Here is an 18,384-nt window from a genome sequence, read left to right on the forward strand (position 1 = left end):
TCGCCGGTGTGAACAGGTGGCATCGCGTCGATCAGCCGCTGGTCCCGTCGGGGCACAACTCGCGCTTCGGCCCGCAGTCGTCGTCGCCCCCACCGGGCGCGGGGGCGCTGCCGCCCGGGCCCGGGCCGGGCACGCCGTCGCCGCTCGACGGGTCGGGCCCGCCGTCCGCCTGCGATCCGAACCGGACGTACCCGATCTCCCGCCCCTCACCGATGACCATGCCGGCCGGGCCGACCGCGAGCGCGTTCGCCGAGGTCCGCAGCGCGGCCAACTCCCGTCCGGTACGCGGATCCAGGGCGATCAGCCGGGACGGCTTCTCGTCGGCGATCACCGCGGCGTGCGGGGTGAGTGTCGCACCCGCCTTGCCGCCGGCCGGGCGGGTCCAGAGCGTGCGCTCGGCGGCCAGCCCACGGCCGAGGATCGACCGCCGGTCGGCCGCGCGGACCAGCGCGTACCGGTCGTCGACGGCGAGCAGCTTCTCGCCGTCCGCACCCACCCAGAGCAGCCGGCCGTCGTACCCGTCGAGCACCGTCTCCCGGGCATCCGGCGCGACCCCGATGAGCACGTTGCGCGCGCCCTGCGGATCCTCCCGCTGCACGCAACCGGCCTTGTCGGCGGTACGCAGGTTGATCCCGGCCCGACGCCAGGTCTCCCGGCCGGTGGCCGGGTCGACGCCGGAGATGGCGAAGTAACAGTTGTCGTCCTGGGAGCGCGCGGCGATGCGCAGCAGCCGCCCGCCGACCACGGAGAGGCGCTCCTCCCGTCCCGGCTCGACGTTCTGCAGGACGGAGCCGGTCGCGGTGTCCACCACGTGCACCCGGCCGTCGACCGGGAAGCCGAGCAGCGGCGGCACCGGCTCCGGTCCCGCCATCTCCTCGTCGAGCCGCTGCGCGGTCAGTCGCCGGGTGCCACGCAGTCCGGGATTGTCCGCGAAGAGCCCGCTGCCCACGCCGGGCAGGAATGCGGTCCACAGTGGTTTGGTGCCGCGCGGGTCCCAGGCGCTCAGCGTGCAGTCGGTCGGCTGGACGCAGCGCGCGTCGAGCAGCAGGTTGCGGTACGTCCAGACGGCCACCGCGTCGTCGTCACGCCGGCGGGTCACCCCGGTGGTCGGGTCGAGCACCTCGTACCCCTTGACCAGCAGCTTGCCCACGACGACGACCGCGTTCCGGTCGGCGCCGGCGACGGCCGCCCAGTCGGCCTTGCGCTCCCAGAGCTGGCCGCCGGTGGCGAGGGCGCGCGCCTCGACGCGGGTGCGCTGCTCGACGACCACCGTCTCGCCGGCGATGGTCACGCTCTTCGGTGTGCCGCCGATCCGCTGCTGCCAGACCACGTCCGGCTCGGCGATCGGCTCGCTCCGGTCGACCCAGTCCCAGACCCTCGGGAACGGGTTCCAGACTCCGGTCGCGGCGAGGGCGACGACGGCGATCAGAGCGAGCAGCAGAACCGCTCGTACGCCTCGACCCCTCCCCTTCGCCACACGCACACGGTAGCCACGATCACGTAGCTCCCATACGCCCGCACCGCCGTGTCGCCGCGCTTTCTGCCGCCGGAGGTGTTAACGGACCCGCCCGGTCCGCCCACTGTCGACTCCCGTCGGCAACGCGGACCGGCCGCCGGAAGAGCGGACCGGCAGCGCCGGATCACGGCGGCGTCCGGCAGTGGCCCTGCTCAGCTCCGGGCGGCGGAGCGGACCAGTGGCAGGGTGCGGTACGGAATCTGCTCGGCCAGCGCGATGATCGTCGAGGCGCGGGTGATCCCCTCGGAGGACACGATCTGGTCGATCACCCGCTGGAGGTCGGTGTTCGATCTGGCCACGATCCGGCAGAGCAGGTCACTGGAGCCGGTGATGGTGTGCGCCTCCAGTACCTCGGGGATGCCGGCGAGGTGGGCGGTGACCGGGTCGTGCCCGTGCCGCTGACTGATCTCCAGGGTCACGAAGCTGGTCACTCCGAATCCGATGGCGGCCGGCGAGATCTCGGGGCCGAGGCCGGCGATGACGCCCCGGCCGATGAGCTTGTCGAGGCGCGCCTGGACTGTCCCCCGAGCCACACCGAGCCGCCGCGAGCACTCCAGCACACCGATCCGGGGCTCCTGGGCAAGCAGCTCGATCAACCGGGCGTCCAGGTCGTCGAGCTGGACATCCTGACCAGTGTTCATGGGGTTTCACCTTACTCGATGCACAACCTGACCAGCATTTCGGCGAACTATTGCCCAACTGGCGGCGGCACCGCGATCCTCGGCACAAAGCACGCACGGCGGCCCACGAGGCCGGCCGGTACGCAAGGGAGACCACCCATGACCCAGGCGATCGACCGACCCCAGCCCGGCGACGAAACGGTCGACGTCGACCGGCTCATCGGCGCCGTCGACCACGACATCACCCGCGACCCCTTCCCGGTCAAGGGCCTCGACCACGTGCACTTCCTGGTCGGCAACGCCAAGCAGGCGGCCCACTACTACTCGACCGCGTTCGGCATGACCTGCGTGGCCTACCGCGGCCCCGAGCAGGGCTACCGGGACCACGCCCAGTACGTCCTGACCAGCGGCTCGGCCCGGTTCGTGCTGACCGGCGTCGTCCGTCCGGACGCCGAGGGCGCCGAGCACGTGGCCAAGCACAGCGACGGCATCAGCGACATCGCGCTCGAGGTGCCGGACGTCGACACCGCTTACGCGCACGCCACCGCCCAGGGCGCGACCGGCCTCGTCGAGCCGCACGACGTGAGCGACGAGCACGGCACCGTCCGGATGGCGGCCATCGCCACCTACGGCGACACCCGGCACACCCTGGTCGACCGGTCCCGGTACACCGGGCCGTTCCTGCCGGGCTTCGTGGCGCGCGGACCGATCGTGGACCGGCAGCCGATGATCGCCGCCGGCATCCAGCCGAAGCGCTTCTTCCAGGCGGTCGACCACGTGGTCGGCAACGTCGAGCTCGGCCGGATGGACGAGTGGGTGGAGTTCTACAAGCGCGTCATGGGCTTCACCAACATGGCGGAGTTCATCGGCGACGACATCGCCACCGACTACTCGGCGCTGATGAGCAAGGTGGTCGCCAGCGGTACCCGCAAGGTGAAGTTCCCGCTCAACGAGCCGGCGATCGCCCGCAAGAAGTCGCAGATCGACGAGTACCTGGAGTTCTACCAGGGCCCCGGCGCTCAGCACATCGCCGTCGCCACGAACGACATCCTGGCCAGCGTCGACGCGATGCGGGCCGCCGGCGTCGAGTTCCTGGACACCCCGGACTCGTACTACGACGACCCGGAGCTGCGCGCCCGCATCGGGGAGGTGCGCGCGCCGATCGAGGAGCTGAAGGCCCGCAAGATCCTGGTCGACCGGGACGAGGACGGCTACCTGCTCCAGATCTTCACCAAGCCGGTGCAGGACCGGCCGACCGTCTTCTTCGAGCTGATCGAGCGGCACGGCTCGCTCGGCTTCGGAAAGGGCAACTTCAAGGCCCTGTTCGAGGCCATCGAGCGTGAGCAGGAAGCCCGCGGCAACCTGTAACACTTGCCAGCGTGACGCAACCCCCGTCGTACCCGACGCCGCCGGCTGGTGGGCCCGCGCCCACCGCCGGCGGCTTCGTGCCGCCCGCCCGTCCCGCCCGCCAGCCGTACCGCGACCACCCGGGCGCCGTCCCGCCCCCGCCGCCGAGTCCGGCCCTGTGCCGCCACGACCGGTTCGCCGGGAGTGTCGTCGTTAAGGTGGCTGCGTGAGCGTGCAACCCGGCTGGTACATCGACCCCGCCGACCGCGAGACCCGACGGTACTGGGACGGCGAGGGCTGGATCGGCGCGCCCATCCCCGTTGACGCCGTTCCGCCGGAGGGTCCGCCTCCGGTCGAGGCTCCGCCGGAGCCGCCGGCGCCGGTCGCGCCCGGCCCGGCACCTGTGACCCCGGCCTCCGCGCCACCGACTGCGGGCTGGCCCGGTCACCCCGGCCCTCCGCCGGGGTACGGCCCTCCGGGCGTCCCGCCCGGTCACGGGCCCCAGGGCGCACCCGGCTACGGGCCGCCCGGCACGCCACCCGGCCACGGCCCGCAGGGCGGCCCACCCGGATACGGGCCTCCGGGCGCACCCGGCTACGGGCCTCCGGGCACCCCGCCCGGCTGGGTTTCCCCGGGCTGGTCCGGGCGGATGCCCGAGCCCCGACCGCACGGGCTGCCGCTGGCCGGCTTCGGCCGCCGGCTGGCCGCCCGGCTCATCGACTTCGCCATCGTCCTGGCGCTGAACGTCGTGGTGAACGGTTGGTTCGTCTGGCGGTTCCTCGAGGAGATGGAACCGTACTGGCGAGAGGTCGTCCGGCGGGCGATGGAGGGCAACACGTCCCGCGAGGGGCTGCCCCCGATCGGTGAGCAGGCCGGGGGCCTCCAGCTGGCCATCGTGGCGATCGCCGCCGCGCTCTGGCTCGCGTACGAGGTGCCCGCGACGGCCTCGTCCGGCCAGACGATCGGCAAGCGGGCGATGCGGATCAGGGCGGTCCCGCTCACCGCCGACGCGCCCCTCGGCTTCGGCCGCGCGCTGGCCCGGTGGAACACCTACGGCGGCGTGCCCACCCTGCTCTGGTGCTGTTTCGGCCTGGGCCTGCTGATCCAGTTCATCGACGCGCTCTCCCCCCTCTTCGATCACCCCCTGCGACAGGCGCTGCACGACAAGCGGGCCCAGACCGTCGTCGTCCAGCTGCCCAAGTCGGACCCGAACCGCCCCCTGAACGACCGTTCCGACCCCCAGGAGACACCCCATGACCCACACCGGAAGACCTGACCCGGCGGTACGACTGACCCGCGCAGACCTGGACTCGCTGCCCAGCTACGTACCGGGTCGCAACCCGGCCGACCTGGCTCGGGATCTCGGGCTGCCCGAGGCGATCAAGCTGGCCAGCAACGAGGTTCCGTACGGCCCGCTGCCCGGCGTGGTCGAGGCGGTCACCGAGGCCGCCGCCGGGGTGCACCGATACCCGGACATGGGCGTGCTCGCACTCCGCGACGCGCTGGCCGAGCGGTACGGCGTGGACGCCGACCGGATCGCGACCGGCTGCGGGTCGGTGGCGCTCGCGGAGCACCTGACCCGTGCCACCAGCCTGCCCGGCGACGAGGTGCTCTACTCGTGGCGTTCGTTCGAGGCGTACCCGATCATCGCGGCGACCAGCGGCGCGACCAGCATCCGGGTGCCGAACGACGCCGGCCACGGGCACGACCTGACCGCCATGGCGGCGGCGGTGACCGACCGGACCCGACTGATCCTGGTCTGCACCCCGAACAACCCGACCGGCACCGCGATCCGCAAGCCGGAGCTGGACCGATTCCTCGACGCCGTGCCGGACGACGTGCTCGTGGTGATCGACGAGGCGTACCGCGAGTTCGTCACCGACCCGGAGGTGCCGGACGGGCTGACCTACCTGGACCGGCCGAACGTGGCGGTGCTGCGCACCCTCTCCAAGGCGTGGGGGCTGGCCGGGCTCCGGGTCGGCTTCCTGGTCGCCCAGCCGGAGGTGGCGGCGGCGGTCCGCAAGGTGGTCACCCCGTTCTCCACCAGCGCGGTCGCCCAGGCAGCCGCACTAGCCGCGCTCGCGCAGGCCGACGAGGTCGAGCGCCGCTGCGCCCTGGTCGTCGCCGAGCGGGACCGGGTGACCGAGGCGCTGCGCAAGTTCGTGCCCGACGTCCCCACCAGCCAGGCGAACTTCGTGTGGCTGCCGCTGGGCGACCGGGCGGTGGCGTTCGGCAAGGCGTGCGAGTCGCGCGGCGTGATCGTCCGGCCGTTCCCCGGCGACGGGGTACGCGTCACCATCGGCACCCCGGCCGAGAACGACGCCTTCCTGGCCGCCGCCGAGGCGGCCCTGGCCTGACGCCGAGCGTGAATCATTACCCTTTGTACCTTTAGTCTGTTTTGACACTGTTTATGCCCTATCTTCCAAGTAGCCGGCCTGCTGCGACTCAAGCGGCGCCCGAACCACGCCGGCCCACTTCGAGAACGGGGTAAGAACCAGTGCGTACTGCCAAGATCTGGACCACCGTCGCGGCCACCGCCGCGGCGGTGGGCCTCCTCGCCACGCCGGCCGCCGCCGCACCGACCGACACCACGGACACCACGTTCGAGGTGCTCGTCGGCACCCTCGACGTCGTCACGCCGGCCACCGCCGACCTGGGTAGCGGCGACACGGGCGGCACCATCACCGGCGCTCTCGGCACCGTGCTCGTCGACGACTCCCGGGGCGCCGCCGACGCCTCGTGGACCGCGTCGGTCACGGCCACCGTCTTCCAGACCGGCGGCGGCAGCCCGCAGGAGACGGTGCTGCCATCGGAGATCGACTACTGGTCGGGAGCGGCGACGGCGACGACAGGCACTGGCACCTTCACGCCTGGCCAGCTCACCGGGGGCGACGCCCAGCCCCTGGACAGCGTCACACCGCTGACAGCGTTCACCCACTCGGGCGGCACCGGTGGGAACACCGCCGAGTGGAACCCCACCCTGGTGGTCAACGTTCCGCTGGACAGCATCGCGGGCGAGTACACCGGGACGGTGACTCATTCGGTGGCGTAGCCGCCGGCTGCGGTCGGCCGTGGTGATCACGGTCGTCCTGCTCGGTCTCGCCGGCCTGGGTCTGCCGACTCGGGGCGGCGCGGCCGAGCCGGACGAGGGCAGCATCGGGATCCGGCTGCTGGAGGCGCCGACGAACCGGCGCGACGACCCGCGCGCCCTGCGCTACATCGTTGATCACCTCCGGCCGGGCACCACCATCAAGCGGCAGCTACTGATCGTCAACCGCAGCGCCGAGCGTCGTGCGGTCGAGTTCTACCCGGCCGCGGCGAGCGTGGAGGGCGCGAGGTTCGTCTTCGACGGAGGGCGGGCGGCCAACGAGCTGACCTCCTGGATCACCATCGATCGGGACGCCATCGAGTTGGAACCGTGGGAGGAGACCCGGGTCCGGGCGACGATCGCCGTGCCGGCCGATGTGCCCGCCGGCGAGCGGTACGGGGTGCTCTGGGCGTCCGCTGCCTCCTCGCCGTCCCCCTCCGGCGGCCAGGTGACCCAGGTTCACCGGGTCGGCGTGCGGGTCTACCTCGATGTGGGCGAGGGCGGCGAGCCGGTCTCCGACTTCACCATCGGCGAGATGCGTCCGGCCCGCAGTTCGCACGGCGAGCCGTCGGTCACGGTCCGGGTCGACAACACCGGCGGGCGCGCGGTGGATCTGACCGGGACGGTCACGCTGACCGACGGACCGGCCGGCAGCCGCGTCGGCCCGTTCCCGGTGTCGGAGGGCACCACCCTGGCCGTGGGTGCCACCGGCCAGGTCAGCGCACGGTTTCCGCCCGAACTGCCGAACGGTCCCTGGAAGATCCAGGTCAATCTGAAGAGCGGCCGGGTGGAACGGAGCGCGACCGGCCAGATCCGGTTCCCCGAACCGGGCGGCGAGGGCGTGCGGGCGACGCTCTACTCCCGGATGCTCACCGGCTGGGGGGCCCTCGCCGCCGTGGCGGGCCTACTGCTCCTGGCCGGGCTCGCCGTGCTGGCGCGCCGATTCCGGCGGACAGCGGGGCGCGTGCCCCGCGAGCGGATCTCCGCGCACCGCTGAGCTCGACTGACGAGCGCGGCAGCTCTTCCGCCTCGACCTCGTCCCCCCCCGCTTCAACCGACCAGGGCGGGCGTCGGACCGGTGCCGCCGCCGGGCGGGCGTCAGCTCGGATCCCGGCGGAATCGGCGGGCGTCAGATCGGCCGCCGGCGGCGGGCCGCCAGCCAGCCGAGGAGAAGCAGGGCGGACCCGAGTGCGGCGAGCATCGGCACGGACCGACCGCCGCCGGTCACCGGCAGCTGACCGCCGTGGGTCGGCTGTGGGGTCGGCGGTGCCGGCTGCGGCGTGGGTGGGGTCGGCTGCGGGGAGGCGGGTCGCACCTCGAAGGTGACCCGGCCGCTCCTCGAAGGCTCCGTCGGGGCGACGGCCACTGCCCCTCCGGCCACGGGCGCCGGCACTGGAGCGACCGCCGGCGCCCCCGGCGACGCGGCAGCCGGGTTGAACGCCGGCGTCACCACCAACATGACGCCCGCCGCAGCGGCGAGCGCCGCGCCGACGAGTCGCTTGGCCGCCGTCCCAGACATCCGCACGATCCCTTCCCGCAGGAACATGAACCGTCCGTAATGTAACTTTTTCTGACCTAGCCGGCGGTTTATTCGGTTTCGCTCATCCCGAGGCACTCGAGAGCAGGCGCGTCGAGCCCAGCCCACGCTGGGACGGCACCATCGGCGCCGGACGCCGCCGGGGCCACCGGAGACGTACGGGGAGCCGGCGCAGCATCGGCCGGCGCGGGGCTTATCAAGATGATGATCACGCCCACCAGGGCTGCCACGAGTCGCACCGGGTGACTATAAGTGGCTATTGTCCGATTTGTTGAGCATTTGAGGCGGCGTTTCGGCTCAGGTCGCGGCGAGCACCAACGGCTCGGAGGTGAGGAAGTAGGCCTGGTCGTCCGCGTCCGGGTCGACCGGCTCCCGCAGGCGCTCCACCACCAGGTAGCCGTCCGCCGCGTACACCGCCCCCGGGACGTAGCCGGTCCCGTCCTGCCCGACGGTGAGCGTGAACCGGGACCGCTCGGCGCCGGTCGCGGGATCGAGCGTGATCAGCTCCCGGGCGTCGGTCAGCACGTGCACCCGGCCCGGCTGGACGGCGATCACCCGCCCCGGCCCCAGGTCGGGGCGACGCCACAACTCGGTCCCGGTCCGGGCGGAGCGGCCGACCAGTACCCCGTCGACGGTCCCGACGACCTGTTCGCCGGCGAGCTGCGTGTCGAGCCCGTCCAGCGCTGGTGCGGCCATCGGCGCCCCGGCCCCGACCAGCCACGCCCGGCCCGCCGCGTCTCCCGGGCCGGCCGTACGCAGAGCGGAGCAGCCGGACGTCGCGGTACGACAGCCGACCGGGGTCACGACCAGTTCGCCAGTCACGCCGGGAGGCCGCCAGCGATTCGCCACCTCGCCGGTGGCCGCGTCCCGGAACTCGACGGCGGCCTCCCCCGCGCAACCGTCCACGCTGACCAGCTGCCCGGTCGGCGTGGTACCGACGTCATTCCGGCACTGCGTGCCGAACTCCGACCGCCAGAGCTCGCGCCCGGCGGTCAGGTCGACGCCGCGTTCCTCGCCGTCGCCGGTCGCCACCAACACGTCCCGACCGTCGGGCGTGCGGGTGAGGTAGAGCCCGACGGGATCCCACACGGTCGCCGATCCGGTGCGCCGGACGCTCGACCTCTGCTGCGGCACGGGTCCGTCGGCCCGCCAGGCCACCCGCCCGTCCCGCGCGTCCAGCGCCACCAGTCGCCCGTCCGACCACCGGCTGACGACGGTGGTCCCGCTGGCCACCACGCCGACCAGCTCGGCCGGCCAACGGCGGTACGACCAGAACGGGGTGGTGCGGTACCGGCCGTCGACCGGGGCGTCCGCGTACACCTGGCGGTGGCCCGCGTACACGCGTAGGCGGCCGTCCACGATCAGCGGGGCGACCGGCAGCCGCCCGATCACTCCCACGGGAGGTTGCGCAGCGGCCGGATAGGCGGCATGGGCGACCGTGCTGACCTCGGCGGGGGCGAGCACCCGGTAGACCGTCGCCGCCACCGCGGCGGTGACGAGCAGCGTTGCGACCACCTGCACGACACGTCGCCGGTCGATCCGGAACCCCATGCGCACCTCCGCCCGGCACAGTACTAGGGCGGTTTTCATGAGGCTCGCCCGAGCGAGCCGAGGCCCGGCCGGCGGGCCCGGCGCAGCCGGGCATGGCGTCCCGAACGTGCCTCGACGGCGCGCACGACGGATTCAGGACGTCGAGGTTCAGGCGGCCCGGACCGCGCTGGAACACCCCTCGACGGCGGCGGCCAGGTCGGCGAGGTCCGTCCGCAGCGCGTGCTCCATCGCCCGCGCCGCCAGCGCGCCGAGGAACAGTGCCGCCACCCGACCGTACGGGTCGACCGGGAACGCCGCCAGGGTGACGCTGGCCAGGGTGCAGCCGTGGTGTCGGCGTCCCGCCCCGCGCAGCTCCCAGGTGATCCGGTAGTCGACGCCGACTCCGGACGAGACGAGGACGAGGCGCCGAGGCGGGACCGCCTCCACGACGCAGAACTCCTCGACGAGGAGACCGCCGTCCGGCTGGGAGCGGGGCTCGCGCCACGAGGTACCCGGACCGAACGGCCCGGAGGTGAGCAGCTCGACCGGGCCGGCGAGGTGTCGCCGGGCCCGGCCGGGCAGGTCGGTCAGCAGGCGCCAGACGTCGACGGCGTGCGCCTCGATGCGCCCGGTAACCGCCACCGTCGACATGCCACCTCCCGTGGCGTCGACGGTACGCGGCGTGAGCGCTGTGCGGGGGTCTCCGGGCGCAATTCCCAACGGGGACCCCGAAAAGGTACGGCTGCGACCCGTACCGGGTCCGCCCGCGAGGACCGGTCCCCGGGCGACCCGGTCCGCGAGGCCGACGGTCAGCGGTCGAACTGGCCTGCTCTGATCGCGCCGACGAAGGCCGCCCAGCCGGGCGGGCTGACCGCGAGTGCGGGACCGGTCCGGTCCTTCGAGTCGCGTACCGCGACCACCCCGACGACTTCGACCAGGTTGTCCGCCACCTCCACGCAGAGCCCCTGGTCGTTGGAGCGGCTGCTGGTACGCCAGACGGCGCCCGTCAGATCGTGCATCGTGAACTACCTCCCGCTGCGTCGGGACGCCCCGTCCACGGCCGGCGGGACCTGTCGCGGGCCCGTCCGGCGCGACGGGGCGTCGGAATCCGGAGCGATCAACGCGGGAGGGTGGCGGCCCGGTCGCACCATCTGTGCGATCGGCTGATCACGGTTGGGACGACCTGTATTACGCCGCTGGCCGGCGTGTCCGGCCTGGTCAGCGGGGCGGCAGGATGGTTCCGGTGACCTCGCCGAGGGCGATGGTGGTGCCGTCCGGGCCGGGCGCGGTCGCGGTGATCGTGACCGTGTCCCCGTCCTCCAGGAAGGTCCGCTGCTCGCCCCCTCCGAGCTGCACCGGCTCGGCCCCGCCCCAGGTCAGCTCCAGGAACGAGCCGACCTGGCCGCGTTCGGGACCGGAGACGGTGCCGGACGCGTAGAGATCACCGGTACGCAGCGACGCCCCGTTGACGGTCAGGTGGGCCAACTGCTGGGCGGGCGTCCAGTACATGGTGGCGAACGGAGGTTCGCTGACCCGCTCGCCGTTCCACTCGACGACGATCCGCAGGTCGAGCCCCCGGTGCGGCACGTCGCGCAGGTAGTCGACGACCGGCGGCTCCTGCTCCGGCGCGGGCACGAACGCGTCGGTGAGGGCGTCCAGCGGTGTCACCCACGCCGAGACGGAGGTGGCGAAGGACTTGCCCAGGAAAGGGCCGAGCGGCTGGTATTCCCAGGCCTGGATGTCCCGGGCGGACCAGTCGTTGACGAGCACCACGCCGAATACGTGGTCGGTGAAGTCGTCGACGGAGACCTGGGCGCCGAGCGGACTGGGTACGCCGACCACGAAGCCCACCTCGGCCTCGATGTCCAGCCGGGCGGAGGGCCCGTACGTGGGGCCGTCCGCTCCCGGCCGCTGACCCGACGGACGGACCACCGGGGTCCCCGACACGACCACCGTGCCGGCCCGGCCGTGGTAGCCGATCGGCAGGTGCCTCCAGTTCGGCAGCAGCGGCGGCTGGCCCGGCCGGAAGATCTGTCCCACGTTGCCGGCGTGGTGCTCCGAGGAGTAGAAGTCGACGTAGTCGGCCACCTCGAACGGCAGCAGCAGGCGAACCTCGTCCAGCGGCACCAGTAGCGGTTCCACCGCTGCCCGGTGCGCGACGTCGGTGAGCAGCTCGGTGACCCGCTGCCGCACCGCCGTCCACTGCGGACGCCCCAGCGTCATGAAGTCGTTGAGGGTGGGTCGGCCCAGTGCACCGGCCGCCAGCACCAGGCCCGCCGCCTCGGCACCGGCCAGGTCGAGCACGAAATCCCCGATGCGTACGCCGATCCGCGGCTCCCGCCCGTCGTGCACGAACACCCCGTACGGCAGGTTGGTCACCCCGTACGCCGAGCCGTCGGCACCCGCCACCCAGGTCATACGTCCTCGCCCTCGTTCACGTCGGTCCCGTTCATCGCCACCGGCCCGTCACGTCCTCGACCGGTCCAGCAGGCCCAGGCGGGCCAGGTCCGCCAGTGGCTCGCCGATGCTGCACGAGCCGTAGCCCACCCAGAGCGGACGCGGCCGGCCCAGCCGGCCCTCGACCGCCTCCAGGAGCGGACGCGGATCGGTGACCGTGAGCAGCTCGGCGACCTGCTCCAGACCCGCGCCCTGCGCGGCGGCCAGGGTGGCGGCCAGCACGTTCACGAAGCCGTGGTGGACGAGGCCGGTCTCCGGCTCCAGGTGGCGTAGCGCGTTGTGCAGCCCGGCGGTCAACTTGAACGGCAGGGCCCGGTCCCGGCAGCCGCAGATCACCGCGGCCAGCTCTATCGGGGTCGGGAAGAGTTCGGCGGCCAGCCCGCCGGTGCGGAACTTCGCCGCGATCGGCAGCCCCTCGGCCCGGATCGCGGCGAGCCGGTCCAGCGCCCCCATGAGCCCGAACGTCAACGGGATCTCGGCGAAGACATCGAGGCCTTGGCCGTCGTCGCCGGACGCGGTGTCCCGCTCGCGCCGAACCAGGTCGACCAGCTCGGCTAGGCCCGGCTGCGGATCCTCGCCGCGCCGGGCGACGGCCGCCTCGACCTGGCGGACGCGGATTCGTCGATCCACCCCGGCACGCATCCCGTCAAGCCGGCCGATCGGCACGTCGGCGATCACCCCGACCGCGATCCGCTCGTCGGCGGCGAGCAGAGCGGGCAGCTCGGGCAACTTCGAGGCGGGCACCAGCAGGGGGCCGACCAGGCCGGCGTACCAGGCATCGCGATGACGTCGATGTGCGGCGACGGCGTCCGGGAGCGCGGCGCTGCCGGGCGGGAAGACTGCGGCGTCGTCCACCAGACCGTCGAGGAGCGCGGGCACCTGCGTTGACACGGAACAAGAATCTACGGGACGCTACGAGGAACGGACAACAGCGTCCGATTATCGGACGTCCCTAGCCGGTTAACGGGACACACCGGGAGGCGAGATGCCCTACTACCGCAGCGTCGGCGAGGTGCCGCGCAAGCGCCACACCCAGTTCCGCCAGCCCGACGGCAGCCTCTACGCCGAGGAACTGATGGGCCAGGAGGGCTTCTCGTCCGACTCGTCCCTGCTCTACCACCGGCACGCCCCGACGGCGATCGTGGCCGCCGAGGAGTTCACCCCGCCGGCCTTCACCCGGGCGCCGAACCTGCCGCTCAAGCCACGGCACCTGCGTACGCACAAGCTCGACAGCGCCGGCGCCGACCCGGTGCTCGGCCGGCAGTATCTGCTCGCCAACGACGACGTACGTATCGCGTACGTGCTGGCCGACCGCCCCTCCCCACTGTTTCGGGACGCCGTCGGCGACCACTGCCTCTACGTCGAGGCGGGCAGCATGCGGGTCGAGTCGACGTTCGGGACGCTCGACGTGACCGCCGGCGACTACGTCGTCATCCCCACCTCGACCATCCACCGGCTCGTGCCCACCGGCGACCAGCCGGTACGGCTGCTCACCATCGAGGCGTCCGGTCACATCGGCCCACCCAAGCGTTACCTCTCGGTACGCGGGCAGTTCCTGGAGCACTCGCCGTACTGCGAGCGCGACCTGCGCGGCCCGGACGCGCCACTGCTGGTCGACGGCGAGGACGTCGAGGTCCTGGTCCGCCACCGTCGTGGTTGGACCCGACACACGTACGCCCACCACCCGTTCGACGTGGTCGGCTGGGACGGGCACATGTACCCGTGGGCGTTCTCCATCCACGACTTCGAGCCGATCACCGGACGGATCCACCAGCCGCCGCCGGTGCACCAGACCTTCCAGGGCCCGAACTTCGTCATCTGCTCGTTCGTGCCGCGCAAGGTCGACTACCACCCCGACGCGATCCCGGTGCCGTACAACCACCACAACGTCGACTCCGACGAGATGCTCTTCTACACCGGCGGCAACTACGAGGCCCGCCGCGGCTCCGGCATCGAGCAGGGCTCGATCTCGCTGCACCCGTCCGGCTTCACCCACGGCCCGCAGCCCGGTGCCGCCGAGCGGGCGATCGGCGTCGACTTCTTCGACGAGTTGGCCGTCATGGTCGACACGTTCCGCCCACTCGACCTCTGCGACGCCGCCGCTGCCTGCGAGGACCCGGGATACGCCTGGACCTGGGCACGCAAGCCCTGACGTACGCCGAAGGGGCCGCGCCCGGCACGGACGCGGCCCCTTCGCACGCGGTCGTCAGAACGTCGAGGCGTCGATGACGAACCGGTAGCGCACGTCGGAGGCGAGTACCCGCTCGTACGCCTCGTTGATCTTCTCGGCCGGGATCACCTCGATCTCGGCGCCCAGCTCGTGCTCGGCGCAGAAGTCGAGCATCTCCTGGGTCTCGGCGATGCCGCCGATCGACGAACCGGCGAACGACCGCCGGCCCGGGATCAGCGAGAACGCGTGCACCGACAGCGGCTCCTCCGGCGCGCCCACGTTGACGAGCGTTCCGTCCACGGCCAGCAGCCGCAGGTACGCGTTGATGTCGATCGTCGCGCTGACGGTGTTGATGATCAGGTCGAACGAGCCGGCCAGCTTGGTGAAGGTCTCCTCGTCCGAGGTGGCGTGATAGTGGTCGGCGCCGAGCCGGAGCCCATCCTCCTGCTTCTTGAGCGACTGCGACAGTACGGTCACCTCGGCACCCATGGCGTGGGCCAGCTTGACGGCCATGTGGCCGAGACCACCGAACCCGATGACCGCCACCTTGGTGCCCGGGCCGGCGCCCCAGTGGCGCAGCGGCGAGTACGTGGTGATGCCGGCGCAGAGCAGCGGCGCCGCGACGTCCAGCCCGAGGCCGTCCGGGATACGCAGGACGAAGTCCTCGGTCACCACGATGGCCTGCGAGTAGCCACCCTGGGTGGGCTGCCCGTCCCGCCCGACCCCGCCGTACGTCCCGGTGTTGCCCTTCAGGCAGTACTGCTCCAGGCCCTTGCGGCAGTTGTCGCACTCCCGGCAGGAGTCGACCATACAGCCGACGCCGACCCGGTCGCCGACGGCGAACTTCGTCACCGCCGGGCCGACCTCGCGCACCACCCCGGCGATCTCATGGCCGACCACGATCGGGTACCGGGTCGGGCCCCACTCGCTGCGCGCGGTGTGGATGTCGGAGTGGCAGATGCCGGCGTACTTGATGTCGATCAGAACGTCGTGTGGTCCGAGGTCACGCCGCTCGATGGTGGTCGGAGCGAGCGGTTCGGTCGCGGACGTGGCTGCGTAGGCGTTGACGGTGAGCACGATTCTCCGTTTCCTGCAGTTCGTGGGGTGACATCTGCACGGTCGCCATCGACGGCGAGCATGCCGCACATGAAACCTTCGCTCCCCTCCTTGCTACCCCGAGTCCGCCCCTATCGACACGTTGCACCGGTCACTCCCTGGCAGGGAATAGTCCCAGTGGAACCGAGCCGGCTCAGCGACGAATCAGCACCAGAGACTCGGCGGCCGTCGCCGCGATGATCGACGCGACGAGCGGCCACGGCCCGCCGACCAACGCGTAGAGCACCAGCAGCACGGGGGCGGCGGCCACGGCGTACAGCGCCAGGGTCAGGCTGCGATCGGCGCGGAACCGCCACGGAAGGGTTGCGCCGACCAGGCCGGGCATTCGGGCCGCGTACCGCCAGGCCACCAGCACCCCACCGAGCGCGGTCGCCACCGCGACGACCCGGGACGCTCCGGGCACAGGTGCCGCCAGGAACGCCACCAGCACCGCGACGACCAGGGACCAGCCAGCCGCGTAGAGGACCATCCGACGGAGCCGGTCGGGAATGCTCCGGCCGCCGTCGACCCGGGCCGGACCGGTTGCCGCCGCCTCGGCGAGATGCTCCAGCGCCTCACTCCAGCGCCGCTGCTCCAGCCGGATCACGCCGATGTCGTGCCGCGCCTCGGCGAGCCGCGGGTCCAGGCGCAGCGCCTCCCGGTACGCCCGCTCGGCGAGGTCGTACAGGTGCAGGTTCGCGGCCACCAGGCCGAGCACCAGGTGCCCCTCGGGCTCCTCGGGCGTCAGCTCCACCGCGCGCCAGGCCGCGTTCAGCGCCGGCTGGCCGTTGCGCGATCCGGCCAGGATCGCCGCCGCGCTCCGCTGGGCGTAGGCGTCGTCCGGGCCGATCGCCAGGATCTCGTCGGCGGCCCGGGCCGACTCCGCGTAACGCTCCAGGTCGGCGAGGGCCATCCCCCGGGCGACCAGCGGCGCCACGGTGCCGGGGGCGGCTGCGAGGGCCGTGTCGGCCACGGTGAGCGCCTCGGCGGGCCGGCCGGCGGCCAGGTGCAGCCGGGCGAGCAGCGTCAACGCCACGGCGTTGGCGGGCTCGAGCGCCACCGCGTACGAGACCTCGGCGGCGGCCTCGTCGTACCGTCCGAGCTCGGCCAGGAGCTTCGCCCGCTGGAGATAGCCGTCGGTGGTGGACTGGTCGGGAGCCGCGTCGCTGGACATCGCGGCGAGCCTAGGCGGCCGGGGCCTCGTACACCAGAGCCACCGCGATTCCGGCGAGCCCCTCGCCGCGTCCGGTGAAGCCGAGCCCGTCGGTCGTCGCGGCGGAGACGGTGACCGGCGCGCCGACGGCGGCGGAGAGCACCTGTTCGGCCTCCGCCCGGCGCGGCCCGATCTTCGGTCGGTTCCCGATCACCTGGACCGAGACGTTGCCGATCGTCAGCCCCTCGGCGCGGACCCGACGGGCCGACTCGGTGAGCAGCGTGACGCCCGAGGCCCCGGCCCACTCCGGCTGGTCCACGCCGAAGTTCGCGCCCAGGTCACCGAGGCCGGCCGCGGAGAGCAGGGCGTTGCAGGCCGCGTGGGCCGCGACGTCCGCGTCGGAGTGACCGGCCAACCCGTCCTGGTCGGGCCAGTGCAGGCCGGCCACCCAGCACGGCCGGCCGGCGGAGAAGGCGTGCACGTCGGTGCCGATGGCCACCCGGGGAACGATCATGATCAGAGGGTACGCGTCAAGCACCGCTGGCCAGCAGATGCTCGGCCAGCGCCAGGTCGAACGGGCGAGTGATCTTGAGGGCGTACTCCGAACCGGGTACGCAGGAGACCGGCACGCCCTGCTTCTCCACCAGGCCGGCGTCGTCGGTGAGCGCGTCGCCGGCCGCCGCGTGCGCTGCGGTGAGCACCGACCGGCGGAAGCCCTGCGGGGTCTGCACCGCTCGCAGGGCGGAACGGTCGACGGTGCCGAGCACGACCTCCTCGGCGCCGACCTCCTTGATCGTGTCGACGACCGGCAACACCGGGATGACCGCCGACCGCCCCGCGCGAACCGCCGCGGCGACCGACTCGACCAGATCCGGCGGGGTGAGCGCCCTGGCCGCGTCGTGCACGAGGACGATCTCCGGACCGGGGGGCACCGCCGAGAGGGCGGCGGCCACGGATTCCTGCCGCTCCGCGCCGCCCGGCACCACGGTCACCGGGGCCACCGGAGCGAGCAGCTCACGGACCGCCTCGACCTCGGCCACGGGCGCCGCGACGACGATGGTGTGCACACTGCGGGCCGCGGCGAGCCGGCGTACCGCGTGCACCAGCAGTGGTTCTCCCGCGAGCAGGCGCAGCGCCTTGGGCCGACCGGGGCCGAGCCGTACGCCGGCACCCGCCGCAGGAACGAGGACCGCGACGTCACCGCGCGGATTGAGCTGCGCGGTCACGTCGCGGTCCTTGTGGATTCTTCGCTACGAACTGGGTACGTGGATGCTGTGCGGACTAGGCCTCGGCCAGCACCTTGTCGAGGAGCGTCTCCGCCTCGTCCTTGGTGCTCTTCTCGGCCAGCGCGACCTCGCCGACGAGAATGTCCCGGGCCTTGGCGAGCATGCGCTTCTCACCCGCGGAAAGACCCCGCTCCCGCTCGCGACGCCACAGGTCACGAACAACCTCGGCGACCTTCAGCGGGTTGCCGGAGGCGAGCTTCTCCAGGTTGGCCTTGTAACGCCGCGACCAGTTGGTCGGCTCCTCGGTGTGCGGGGCACGGAGCACGTCGAAGACCTTGCCCAGGCCCTCTTCGCCGACCACCTCGCGCACACCCACGATCTCGGCGTTCTCGGCGGGAACCCGGACCGTGAGGTCACCCTGCGCGACCCTCAGGACGAGATACTGCTTCTCCTCGCCCTTGATGACCCGAGTCTCGATTGCCTCGATGAGTGCGGCCCCGTGGTGGGGGTAAACAACGGTCTCGCCGACACTGAAAACCATAGGTTCGAAACCCCTTTCGCTGTGTCTAGGGTAACACGCTCAGGCACCGATGTCTCACCGCTGTCCTGACCGTTGGCGCAGCTCAGGGGCCCTGTGAGAGGTAT

18 protein-coding genes and 1 pseudogene are annotated in these 18,384 nt (G+C 72.5%); 6 read left to right on the forward strand and 13 right to left on the reverse strand.

The features are described 5' to 3' along the window. Positions 1 to 31 precede the first annotated feature (31 nt). Positions 32 to 1,477: an outer membrane protein assembly factor BamB family protein gene (locus BXA10_RS02575; protein ID WP_076467029.1), complete on the reverse strand. Its 1,446-nt coding sequence runs from the start codon at positions 1,475 to 1,477 to the stop codon at positions 32 to 34. A 191-nt stretch (positions 1,478 to 1,668) separates the two neighbouring features. Next, entirely contained in the window at positions 1,669 to 2,157 is a 489-nt protein-coding gene (locus BXA10_RS02580) for an Lrp/AsnC family transcriptional regulator (protein WP_076467030.1), read from the reverse strand. Positions 2,158 to 2,295: 138 nt separating this feature from the next. On the opposite strand from BXA10_RS02580, the gene hppD reads away from it, so the two are divergent. The 5 genes and pseudogenes from hppD to BXA10_RS02605 all read left to right on the forward strand — a co-directional run bounded on the left by hppD (position 2,296) and on the right by BXA10_RS02605 (position 7,568). Beyond that, on the forward strand, positions 2,296 to 3,504 hold the full coding sequence (hppD, locus tag BXA10_RS02585; RefSeq protein ID WP_076467031.1) for a 4-hydroxyphenylpyruvate dioxygenase: 1,209 nt from the start codon (positions 2,296 to 2,298) through the stop codon (positions 3,502 to 3,504). Positions 3,505 to 3,709: 205 nt separating this feature from the next. Continuing rightward, positions 3,710 to 4,740, forward strand: a pseudogene (locus BXA10_RS02590) (RDD family protein). Further along, on the forward strand, positions 4,737 to 5,840 hold the full coding sequence (gene hisC, locus BXA10_RS02595) for a histidinol-phosphate transaminase (protein WP_076467033.1): 1,104 nt from the start codon (positions 4,737 to 4,739) through the stop codon (positions 5,838 to 5,840). The pseudogene BXA10_RS02590 and the gene hisC overlap by 4 nt, the downstream one beginning before the upstream one ends. Positions 5,841 to 5,980: 140 nt before the next feature. Continuing rightward, complete coding sequence (locus tag BXA10_RS02600; RefSeq protein WP_076467035.1) at positions 5,981 to 6,535, forward strand: hypothetical protein; 555 nt, start codon at positions 5,981 to 5,983, stop codon at positions 6,533 to 6,535. 22 nt (positions 6,536 to 6,557) lie between these two features. Next, a complete protein-coding gene (locus BXA10_RS02605) occupies positions 6,558 to 7,568 on the forward strand; it encodes a peptidase (protein ID WP_139337863.1) in 1,011 nt (336 codons plus the stop codon). Between the two features lie 132 nt (positions 7,569 to 7,700). Here BXA10_RS02605 and BXA10_RS31800 read toward each other — a convergent pair whose 3' ends face one another. From BXA10_RS31800 to BXA10_RS02635, 6 genes are all read right to left on the reverse strand, one after another. Continuing rightward, on the reverse strand, positions 7,701 to 8,090 hold the full coding sequence (locus BXA10_RS31800; RefSeq protein ID WP_139337864.1) for an LPXTG cell wall anchor domain-containing protein: 390 nt from the start codon (positions 8,088 to 8,090) through the stop codon (positions 7,701 to 7,703). Positions 8,091 to 8,405: 315 nt separating this feature from the next. After that, the gene (locus BXA10_RS02615) at positions 8,406 to 9,659 is read right to left on the reverse strand and encodes an outer membrane protein assembly factor BamB family protein (RefSeq protein WP_076467042.1); all 1,254 of its coding nucleotides are present in this window, start codon (positions 9,657 to 9,659) and stop codon (positions 8,406 to 8,408) included. 147 nt (positions 9,660 to 9,806) lie between these two features. Continuing rightward, positions 9,807 to 10,289, reverse strand: coding sequence for an SRPBCC family protein (locus tag BXA10_RS02620; protein ID WP_076467044.1), 483 nt, complete (start codon positions 10,287 to 10,289; stop codon positions 9,807 to 9,809). Positions 10,290 to 10,447: 158 nt separating this feature from the next. Beyond that, on the reverse strand, positions 10,448 to 10,657 hold the full coding sequence (locus BXA10_RS02625) for a DUF397 domain-containing protein (protein WP_076467046.1): 210 nt from the start codon (positions 10,655 to 10,657) through the stop codon (positions 10,448 to 10,450). Between the two features lie 199 nt (positions 10,658 to 10,856). Beyond that, positions 10,857 to 12,056: a fumarylacetoacetase gene (gene fahA, locus BXA10_RS02630; RefSeq protein ID WP_076467048.1), complete on the reverse strand. Its 1,200-nt coding sequence runs from the start codon at positions 12,054 to 12,056 to the stop codon at positions 10,857 to 10,859. A 48-nt stretch (positions 12,057 to 12,104) separates the two neighbouring features. Next, positions 12,105 to 12,986, reverse strand: a complete 882-nt coding sequence (locus BXA10_RS02635) for a hypothetical protein (protein ID WP_076467054.1) — start codon at positions 12,984 to 12,986, stop codon at positions 12,105 to 12,107. 94 nt (positions 12,987 to 13,080) lie between these two features. Between BXA10_RS02635 and BXA10_RS02640 the strand changes: the two genes are divergently transcribed. Beyond that, entirely contained in the window at positions 13,081 to 14,247 is a 1,167-nt protein-coding gene (locus BXA10_RS02640; RefSeq protein ID WP_076467057.1) for a homogentisate 1,2-dioxygenase, read from the forward strand. Positions 14,248 to 14,301: 54 nt separating this feature from the next. On the opposite strand, the gene BXA10_RS02645 is transcribed toward BXA10_RS02640, so the two are convergent. The 5 genes from BXA10_RS02645 to BXA10_RS02665 all read right to left on the reverse strand — a co-directional run bounded on the left by BXA10_RS02645 (position 14,302) and on the right by BXA10_RS02665 (position 18,280). Continuing rightward, positions 14,302 to 15,342: an NAD(P)-dependent alcohol dehydrogenase gene (locus BXA10_RS02645; RefSeq protein ID WP_076467058.1), complete on the reverse strand. Its 1,041-nt coding sequence runs from the start codon at positions 15,340 to 15,342 to the stop codon at positions 14,302 to 14,304. A gap of 172 nt (positions 15,343 to 15,514) precedes the next feature. Then, on the reverse strand, positions 15,515 to 16,534 hold the full coding sequence (locus BXA10_RS02650; protein ID WP_076467061.1) for a tetratricopeptide repeat protein: 1,020 nt from the start codon (positions 16,532 to 16,534) through the stop codon (positions 15,515 to 15,517). Between the two features lie 10 nt (positions 16,535 to 16,544). Next, positions 16,545 to 17,030 (reverse strand): 2-C-methyl-D-erythritol 2,4-cyclodiphosphate synthase, encoded by a 486-nt coding sequence (gene ispF, locus BXA10_RS02655; RefSeq protein ID WP_076467382.1) that lies wholly within the window; start codon positions 17,028 to 17,030, stop codon positions 16,545 to 16,547. Positions 17,031 to 17,043: 13 nt separating this feature from the next. Next, the gene (ispD, locus tag BXA10_RS02660) at positions 17,044 to 17,739 is read right to left on the reverse strand and encodes a 2-C-methyl-D-erythritol 4-phosphate cytidylyltransferase (RefSeq protein WP_076467064.1); all 696 of its coding nucleotides are present in this window, start codon (positions 17,737 to 17,739) and stop codon (positions 17,044 to 17,046) included. A 55-nt stretch (positions 17,740 to 17,794) separates the two neighbouring features. Then, positions 17,795 to 18,280, reverse strand: a complete 486-nt coding sequence (locus BXA10_RS02665; RefSeq protein ID WP_076467066.1) for a CarD family transcriptional regulator — start codon at positions 18,278 to 18,280, stop codon at positions 17,795 to 17,797. Positions 18,281 to 18,384 lie beyond the last annotated feature (104 nt).

Origin of the sequence: Micromonospora avicenniae (assembly GCF_900156065.1) — a bacterium.
GTDB classification, from domain to species: Bacteria; Actinomycetota; Actinomycetes; order Mycobacteriales; family Micromonosporaceae; genus Micromonospora; species Micromonospora avicenniae.

Excerpts from the sequence above, each read along its gene's own strand:
- BXA10_RS02580 (WP_076467030.1), bottom strand. The coding sequence starts at position 2,157 with ATGAACACTGGTCAGGATGTCCAGCTCGACGACCTGGACGCCCGGTTG.
- hppD (WP_076467031.1), top strand. The coding sequence starts at position 2,296 with ATGACCCAGGCGATCGACCGACCCCAGCCCGGCGACGAAACGGTCGAC.
- hisC (WP_076467033.1), top strand. The coding sequence starts at position 4,737 with ATGACCCACACCGGAAGACCTGACCCGGCGGTACGACTGACCCGCGCA.
- BXA10_RS31800 (WP_139337864.1), bottom strand. The coding sequence starts at position 8,090 with ATGTCTGGGACGGCGGCCAAGCGACTCGTCGGCGCGGCGCTCGCCGCT.
- BXA10_RS02615 (WP_076467042.1), bottom strand. The coding sequence starts at position 9,659 with ATGGGGTTCCGGATCGACCGGCGACGTGTCGTGCAGGTGGTCGCAACG.
- BXA10_RS02620 (WP_076467044.1), bottom strand. The coding sequence starts at position 10,289 with ATGTCGACGGTGGCGGTTACCGGGCGCATCGAGGCGCACGCCGTCGAC.
- BXA10_RS02625 (WP_076467046.1), bottom strand. The coding sequence starts at position 10,657 with ATGCACGATCTGACGGGCGCCGTCTGGCGTACCAGCAGCCGCTCCAAC.
- fahA (WP_076467048.1), bottom strand. The coding sequence starts at position 12,056 with ATGACCTGGGTGGCGGGTGCCGACGGCTCGGCGTACGGGGTGACCAAC.
- BXA10_RS02640 (WP_076467057.1), top strand. The coding sequence starts at position 13,081 with ATGCCCTACTACCGCAGCGTCGGCGAGGTGCCGCGCAAGCGCCACACC.
- BXA10_RS02650 (WP_076467061.1), bottom strand. The coding sequence starts at position 16,534 with ATGTCCAGCGACGCGGCTCCCGACCAGTCCACCACCGACGGCTATCTC.
- BXA10_RS02665 (WP_076467066.1), bottom strand. The coding sequence starts at position 18,280 with ATGGTTTTCAGTGTCGGCGAGACCGTTGTTTACCCCCACCACGGGGCC.